Here is a 7,772-nt window from a genome sequence, read left to right as displayed (position 1 = left end):
GGGTAATCCATCAGATAGCCATAGCCGCCGAACAGCTGGAGCGCGCGGTCGGCGATCGAGGTGCCGGTGTCAGTGGCGAAGCGCTTGGCCATGGCGGCGAAGCGGGTCTTGTCCGGGGCGGCAGTGCTGACCTTTTCGGCGGCCAGATAGAGCAGCGCGCGGGCGGCCTCCAGCTCGGTCGCCATGTCGGCAAGCTTGAACTGGGTGGCCTGGAAATCGGCGATGGCGCGGCCGAACTGCTGGCGGCCGCGGGTATAGGCCAGCGCCTCGTCGAGCGCGCGCTGGGCGCCGCCCAGCGAACAGGCGCCGATGTTGAGACGGCCGCCGTCGAGGCCGGCCATAGCGATGGCGAAGCCCTGGCCCTCGCTGCCGACGAGGTTCTCGACCGGCACGCGGACGCTGTCGAAGTTGACCTGGGCGGTGGGCTGCGAGTGCCAGCCGAGCTTGCGCTCCTGGGCGCCGAAGCTGACACCGGGCATGTCCTTCTCGATGACCAGGCAGGAGATGCCGCGCGGGCCGGGCTCGCCGGTGCGGACCATGGTGACATAGAGCTCGTTGACGCCGCCGCCGGAGATGAAGGCCTTGGAGCCGGAGACGACATAATGATCGCCGTCCCGCTCGGCGCGGGTGCGCAGCGCCGCGGCGTCCGAGCCGGCGCCGGGCTCGGTCAGGCCATAGCTGGCCATCTTGTCCATCGTCACCAGCGCTGGCAGGTAGCGGGCCTTGACCGCGTCGTTGCCGTAGCTGTCGATCATCCAGGCGGCCATATTGTGGATCGAGATGAAGGCCGAGGTGCTGGGGCAGCCATGCGCCATGGCTTCCATGATCAGCGCCGCTTCGAGCCGGCCGAGGCCGATGCCACCGCTCTCTTCGCTGACATAGATGGCACCGAAGCCGAGCTCGGCGGCGGCGCGGATGGTGTCGACGGGGAAGGTATGATGCTCGTCCCAGGCGCTGGCGTGCGGGGTGATGGCATCGGCGGTAAAGCGCCGGGCCATGTCCTGGATGGCGATCTGGTCTTCTGTCAGGGCAAATTGCATGGTCTGTTCCACCTCCCGGCCAGCCCTAGCGGAAGCGGCCGCCGAGGCAAAGGCTGCGTATGTCGCGGAATCAGTGGATCCGGCCGGCGGCGTCGGCGAGGCGGATGTAGAGCTTGCCGATATCGGCGCTGAGCAGGGTGGCGGCCAGCGCTTCGCCGTCCCGGTCGCCGAGCAGGCGGGCGATCAGATGTTCGAACTGATCGAGAAAGCGGCCGGCCTCGGCGCGGAACGCCGGATCATGGGTGACATGGCGGCCAATGCGGCGCTGTTCCTCGCTGTCGAGCAGCGGCCGGATCGCGGCGGGCAGCGCGCTGCGGTCGCCGCGCAGCCAGGACCGCCATTCGGTCTCGGCCACGTCGAGCTGGAGCAGCCCGGCGATGTCGCCGATGGTGGCCGACAGGCCGGCCATCAGGCTGCTGACATCCCGGGCCAGCGTGCCGCGCTCGCGCACGGCAAAGCGGGTCTCGATCTCGCCGATGCGGCTTTCGGTCTGGCTGACGGTCTCGACAAGGCCGACGAGCCGCGCCGTCGCCTGCTCGGCGGCGCGGTGGCTGGTGCCGGTGGCAGTTTGCGCCGCCGCTTCGAGCTCGGCGAGCGTGGCGCGGGCGGCGGCGAACTGGCCGGCCAGCGCCGCCGCCAGCGCGGCGAGGCGGGCATCGCCGGCATCGAGGCTGGCGGTGGCGTCGCCGAGCGTGACGACGGCGCCTTCGGTGGTCCGGGTGAGCCGCAGGCTGCAGGCATCGAGCGCATCGGCGCCAGCGACGAAGCGGGCGAGCGCGGCTTCGGCGTCGGCAAGACGGTCGGCGAGCGTCGCGGCGAGCGCGGTCGACTGGTCGGCGAGGCGCTGCTGGCCGGACTCGAGGCCGGCGAGCGCCGTGGCGGCGTCGGCCAGCGGCGACGCGAGGGTGTCGGCGGTGGCGATGGTGGCGGTGAGGCTGGTCTGGAGGCCATCGGCAGCGCGGCCATGGGTGGCGAAACGCTCGTCAAGCATCCGGCTGACCTCGATCAGCGCGTCGAGCCGCTGGCCGAACAGGCGAACGCCTTCGTCCCCGAGCAGGGTGAGCTGACGGCCGGCGCCGTCGAGCCCGGTATCGAGGCGGCCGAGCGTGGCGACCAGCCGCTCGGCGATGCTGGCCATGGTGGCATCGGCACGTTCGAGCACGCCATCGACGGCGGCATCGAGCGCGTAGCTGCGCTTGGCGATGGCGCTGGTGGTTTCCTTCGACGCCTCGTCGAGGCGGGCGAAATGGCTGGCGAGCGCGGCGATAGCGGCATCGGCGCGGCTGCCGGCCTCCAGCGTCTGGGCCTGGACGCGCGCCAGCATCGCCTCGGCGGCGCGGAGCTGGACCATGCTGTCTTCACCCAGCGTGGCGAGGCCGCCGCTGATCGTCTCCACGCCCGATGCGAGCGGCGGCAGCGCAGCGGCGAGCCGGTCGGCCGCCTCCCGGGCCGTGGCGGCGTCGGCGGCGATGCGGGCGCCATGGGCAGCCAGCGATTCGGCCTGGCGGCCAAGCCCGGCGGCGTCGGGACCGGCGGCAGCGGCCAGCGCCGCAGTCTGGTCGGCGATGCCGGCGAGGCGCGAATCGAGACGGGCGAGGCTGGCCTCCAGCGCCTCGGCTTGCTGCCGGACGGCGGCGAGCCGGGCCTCGGCGTCATCGAGCGGCGTCGGCACCGGCTTGCCGGGCAACCAGGCCAGCGCGAGGCCGGCGACGACGAGGCCCGGCAGCAGGGTCAACGCCGCCTGGAGCAAAGCCAGCGGGCTCGGCGACGGCGGCAGCGTCAGCGCCGCCTGGACGCCGGCAAGAACTACCCAGGCCATGGCCAGCGCCGCGACGATCCGCAGTCGCCGCGCCGACGCTGGATGCGATGAAGGCTGTTCCACCCGTTGCTGACCTTGTGTTCCGGTCCCCTGCCCCGCTTGTATCCGATGCAGCCGCCGGGGACGCCAGTGTTTTCCGACCATAAGTGTTTTACGCCTGTCGAACCGCTATAACGGCCGCAGCGGGGAAATCTGGACGGAATCCCCCGGCTGTGCCATTCGGCGCGGCATGGCCGTGCTGGCGGGCCGAACCGGCCGCAATATCTTTGCCAATTTCGTTGGCCAGGGCGTCGCATCGCTCCTCTCGCTGGCGCTGGTGCCGGTGTACATCCGCTATATCGGCATCGAGGCCTATGCGATTGTCGGGCTGTTCGTGGTCATCCAATCATGGATGGCGCTGCTCGACTTGGGCATGACGCCGACGCTGGGCCGCGAGGTGGCGCGGTTTACCGCCGGGACGGTGGCGATCCAGCATATCCGCGACCTGCTGCGCAGCCTCGAGACGATCTACCTCGGGCTGGCGCTGGTGGTGGCGATCACCCTGACCATCGGTGCGCCGCTGCTGGCGACGCGCTGGCTGCAGGTGGAGACGCTGCCGCTGGAGACGGTGGCCGGCGCGCTGTCTTTGGTCGGCGGCGTGGTCGCGCTGCGGTTCTGCGAGGGTATTTACCGGGGCGGGCTGATGGCGCTGCAGCAGCAGGTCTGGGTGAATGTGATGGCGACGCTGCTGGCCTTGCTGCGCAGCCTCGGCGCGCTGGCAGTGCTCGAATGGGTGTCCCCGACGATCCTTGCCTTCCTGCTCTGGCAGGGGGTGGTTTCGCTGGTCAGCCTGGCGGTGCTGGCGGTGCGGCTGCACATCAGCCTGCCGGCGGCGCCGCGCCGGCCGGCGTTCTCGGTGCCGGCGCTGCGCGAGGTCGGCGGCTTTGCCGGTGGCGTGTTCGCGATCAGCCTGCTCGGCGTGGTGCTGACGCAGATCGACAAGCTGCTGCTGTCCCGGCTGCTGCCGCTGGCCGAGTTCGGCTATTTCATGCTGGCCTCGACGATGGTCGGCGTTCTGTACATGGTCTCCTGGCCGGTGGCGCAGGCGGTCAGCCCGCGCCTCGTACAGCTGCTCGAAGGCCGTGATGCGGTGGCGCTGGCGAACGGCTATCACCGCGCCTGCCAGCTGGTTACCGTGCTGCTGGCGCCCGCCGTGCTGGTGCTGGCGCTGTTTTCCCATGAGGTGATCTTTGCCTGGTCCGGCGACACGACGCTGAGCGCCGGGGTGGCGCCGATCCTCGGGCTGCTGGCCTTCGGCACCGGCATCCATGCGCTGCTGCAGTTGCCCGCGCTGTTGCAGCTGGCGAGCGGCTGGACCGGGCTTTCATTGCGACTCAACATCGTGGCGGTGATCGTGCTGGTGCCGGCGCTGTTCCTGCTGGTCCCCGAAGGCGGCACGGCGGCGGCGGCGGGGATATGGGCGGCACTGAACGTCTTCTATCTGCTGGCGATGGTGCCGCTGATGCACCGGCGGCTGCTGCCCGGCGAGATGATGCGCTGGTATGTCCGCGACGTGGGCGTGCCGCTGCTGGCGGTGCTGGCGGTGACGCTGCCGGCGGCGCTGCTGGGACCCTTGCTGGGGATGGGGCGCTGGAGCTGGCTGGCCTATCTGGTCGGCGTCGGCCTGCTGGCGCTGGCGGCGGCGGCAATGGCGGCACCGCTGGTGCGCGGGCAGCTGCTGGCGGCGATCGGCGGGATCAGGCGGCGAGGACCTGCAGCGACGCCATGAAGGCGGCTTCGGCGGCCGAGAAATCGGGCGGCGCGACCTCGGTGGGTAGGGCCGCCAGCGCGGCGGCGAGGCCGGCGGCATCCTCGTAGACGGCCAGCCCGTCCATGGCGACATGGCCGCGCGCCGCCCAGCTATTGGCAACGACCGGAACGCCGGCCAGCAGCGCCTCGGGGATACGGGTGAGCGCGCCGGACATCGGCGCCTGATGGACCCAGAGCGCGGCGGCACCGGCCATCAGGTCCATCAGCGCCGGCCAGCTCTGCGCGCCGAGCACGGTGACGCCGTCGCCAGCGTCGGCGGTCAGGGCTTCGGTACCATAGCCGGCGAGGATGACGGGAAGCGACGGCCGCTGCGCGCGGACCAGGGCCAGCTGCTCAACCATGCCGGCGCGGGTGGGAGCATTATGGGCGGTGCCGAGGATCAGCAGATGCGTCGGCGCGGATTGCCGGCGGCGGGTGCGGATAGCAGCGAGATCGGCGGCGCGGGCGGGCGGGGGCGCATAGGGCAGCAGCCGCGCATCGATGCCGAACAGCTCGAACAGCTCGCGATCGAAGCGGCCGATGGCCCAGACCTGATTGGCGCGGGCCAGCCAGCCGACTTCGCGGGCGAGATTGCGGCTGACACGGTCGACATCGATGGCGATCGGCCAGACATAGGGGATCAGCGCCTCGACATTGTGCGGCAGCGCCACCAGACGCAGCCCGCGCCGCGCCGCGATGCGGGCCATGGCGGGGCCGTAGCGCTGATCGGCATCATAGATGACCAGATCGCCGCGGCCGAGCCCGAGGCCCGCGATTGTGCGATCAACAAACGCATTGAACAGGCCCTGGGCGGGGCTGGCGAGACGGGCAGCTTCGGCCGCGCCGCGCAGCGCCAGCCCGGCCAAGACCGGGCGCGACAGGCTGCGCGGCGCCGGGGCGACATGGGTGATTGCCGCCGGCAGGGCGCGGGCGACGAGATCGGCAATCTGCTGGCTGCGCAACTGGCCGCCATGGACTTCGTTGCCGCCCCAGGGCGAGATGCGCAGGAGAACGGCGCGGCGGGCGGGAGAGGTGGGCATCGGTCGGGCGCGGTTCCTGGTGGCAGGGTGGCGGATTGTGCTGGCCGGGCCCTGCCCTTATGGCGGGAGCGCCCCCAAGTCGACCCCGGACAACCGCCCATGCCATCTGCCGACCAGTGCCCCGTGACGATCGGCCTGCCCGTGCTCAACGGCGCCGCGACGTTGCCACGGGCGCTCGACTCGCTGCTGGCGCAGACGCACGAGGACTTCAGGCTGGTGATCTCGGACAATGCCTCGACCGACGAGACGCCAGCGATCATCGCCGATTATGCAGCGCGGGATCGCCGGGTGCAGGTGCTACGCCGGGAAAAACTGGTTTCGCCGATCGAGAATTTCGGCGGGTTGGTGCTGGGGGCGCAGACGCCGTTCTTCATGTTCGCGACCGATGATGACATCTGGCGGCCGCGATTCATCGAGGCGACGCTGGCGGCGCTGCGGGCCGATCCCGGCGCCTCGCTCTGCGTTTCGCGGATCGCATTTCTGGACGATGGTATCGAGGGGTTGTTGTCGAGCGGCACTGGTCCGCTGACCGGCACGGCGGCGGAGCGGCTCGATGCCTATTTGCGCGATGTTGGCGAAAATGGCCGTTATTATGGCCTCCACCGGACGGAAGCGCTGGCGGCGGGGTTCAGGGACCTGCAGCCGATGCCGGCGTTCGACTGGCTGGCATTGATTCCCAGCGTGCTGGCCGGGCGACATCTGGAGCTGCCCGAGGTGCTGCTGCTGCGCGAGCGCACGCCAATCGCCAATTACCGGGTCTGGGCGCAGCGGCTGGAGCCGCGTTTGATCGGGCGGGTAATGCCGCACTGGCGGATGGCCCGGGCGGCGCGGTCGTTGTTGCCGGCAGAGATGCGGGACAGCGCGGGACCAGCACTGTGGCGGCTGGCGATCGCGTCTGCCTCCAACTCACCTTATGCGCCGGTGCGGGCCGCTTATGCGGCGGCGCTCGGTCTGCGACGGTTGCTGCGCTGACTCAGGGCTTGCGGCGCAGCCAGCCGATCGGGTGGTGGGAGCAGTCCGGCGTGTCCTGGGTTTCGTCGAAGGGGCGCGGGGGCTTGGCCAGCTCGAAGTCCGGATGGGCGGCAAGGAACGCGTTGACGGCGGTGATCGGATTGTCCTCGGCCCAGTCGGCGGGCGCGCGCGGGGCGCCGGCGACGAGCTGCATAACGCCGTCCTGGCTGAGGATGTAGCTGCCCGGGGTGACGAGATCGGCATAGGCGGCGAGTTCGGCGGCGACATGATCACGGCTGTGGTTCGAATCGAGGATCAGCATCACCGTGTCGGTCGGCTTGATCAGCGCCTTGACCTGGTCGACGACCTCGGCGGCGACCGAGCTGCCCTCGATCATGGTGATGCGCTTGACCATCGGATGGGCCTCGATGGCGGCGCGGTTGTGGGGACGGATATCGATGTCGAGGCCGATGACGCGGCCTTTTCCGATCATTTCCATCAGGCTGGCGTAGAAAATCAGCGAGCCACCATGGGCGATGCCGGTCTCGATGATAATGTCAGGCTGGACCTGCCAGATGGCTTCCTGGATGCGCAGCATGTCGTCCGGCAGCTGGATGATCGGGCGGCCTAGCCAGCTGAAGCCATAGGAATATTTGCGGACCCAGCCGGTCTTGACCCAGAGGTCGGCGATGACGGCGAACGCCTCCTTCGAATAGAGATCATGGTCCTGGCCGTCGACGGCGAGGGTGGCGGCGTCGGTGTCGATGGTGATCTTCATGGGTACAAACTCGGGTTCGCGGAAAGCTTCGGGTTAGGCGAAGCGGAGGATCAGGGCAACCGCCGGGCAACCATGTCGGCGAGGCCGGCCTCCAGCGTCCAGCGCGGGGTGAAGCCGATCTCGTCATGCAGGCGGCGGGTATCGGCTTCCATCACCTCGGGTTCGCCGGGCTGGCGCGGGCGGGCGCCCCAATCGACCAGCGCGGCATCGCCGGCCAACGCGGCAGCGGTACCGATGATCTCGCGCAGCGGGCGGGCGGTGCCGCTAGCGATGTTGACGGCGCCGGTGGCCGGGCTCTGCAGCAGCGCGACCAGCGCCGCGGCGGCATCGTCGACATGGATGAAATCCCGGCGCTG

6 protein-coding genes and 1 pseudogene are annotated in these 7,772 nt (G+C 70.3%); 2 read left to right on the top strand and 5 right to left on the bottom strand.

Going from position 1 to position 7,772, the window contains the following annotated elements:
- Together ACTIFJ_RS14310 and ACTIFJ_RS14305 are read right to left on the bottom strand one after the other, a co-directional pair.
- A pseudogene (locus ACTIFJ_RS14310) lies at nt 1-998 on the bottom strand (acyl-CoA dehydrogenase family protein); the annotation flags it as partial.
- Nucleotides 999-1,110: 112 nt separating this feature from the next.
- Nucleotides 1,111-2,922 carry a hypothetical protein gene (locus ACTIFJ_RS14305; protein WP_439534786.1) on the bottom strand — a complete coding sequence of 604 codons (1,812 nt, stop codon included), beginning with the start codon at nt 2,920-2,922 and terminating at the stop codon, nt 1,111-1,113.
- Nucleotides 2,923-3,088: 166 nt separating this feature from the next.
- Here ACTIFJ_RS14305 and ACTIFJ_RS14300 point away from each other — a divergent pair, with 166 nt between their 5' ends.
- A complete protein-coding gene (locus ACTIFJ_RS14300) occupies nt 3,089-4,627 on the top strand; it encodes an oligosaccharide flippase family protein (protein WP_439534785.1) in 1,539 nt (512 codons plus the stop codon).
- Here ACTIFJ_RS14300 and ACTIFJ_RS14295 read toward each other — a convergent pair.
- Complete coding sequence (locus ACTIFJ_RS14295; protein WP_439534784.1) at nt 4,596-5,687, bottom strand: hypothetical protein; 1,092 nt, start codon at nt 5,685-5,687, stop codon at nt 4,596-4,598. The two genes, ACTIFJ_RS14300 and ACTIFJ_RS14295, sit on opposite strands and share 32 nt — an antisense overlap.
- Nucleotides 5,688-5,810: 123 nt before the next feature.
- Between ACTIFJ_RS14295 and ACTIFJ_RS14290 the strand changes: the two genes are divergently transcribed.
- Complete coding sequence (locus ACTIFJ_RS14290; RefSeq protein WP_439534783.1) at nt 5,811-6,659, top strand: glycosyltransferase family 2 protein; 849 nt, start codon at nt 5,811-5,813, stop codon at nt 6,657-6,659.
- 1 nt (nt 6,660) lies between these two features.
- Here the strand turns inward: ACTIFJ_RS14290 and ACTIFJ_RS14285 are convergent, their stop codons facing one another.
- Together ACTIFJ_RS14285 and ACTIFJ_RS14280 are read right to left on the bottom strand one after the other, a co-directional pair.
- Complete coding sequence (locus ACTIFJ_RS14285) at nt 6,661-7,416, bottom strand: cephalosporin hydroxylase family protein (RefSeq protein ID WP_439534782.1); 756 nt, start codon at nt 7,414-7,416, stop codon at nt 6,661-6,663.
- A 50-nt stretch (nt 7,417-7,466) separates the two neighbouring features.
- The coding region (locus ACTIFJ_RS14280) for a GDP-mannose 4,6-dehydratase (RefSeq protein ID WP_439534781.1) at nt 7,467-7,772 on the bottom strand (306 nt) is incomplete at its 5' end.

Source organism: Polymorphobacter sp. (assembly GCF_051860865.1).
Lineage (GTDB): Bacteria > Pseudomonadota > Alphaproteobacteria > Sphingomonadales > Sphingomonadaceae > Sandarakinorhabdus.
The sequence above is the reverse complement of the archived record's forward strand: the minus strand, read 5'-3'. Positions and strand labels throughout refer to the sequence as shown.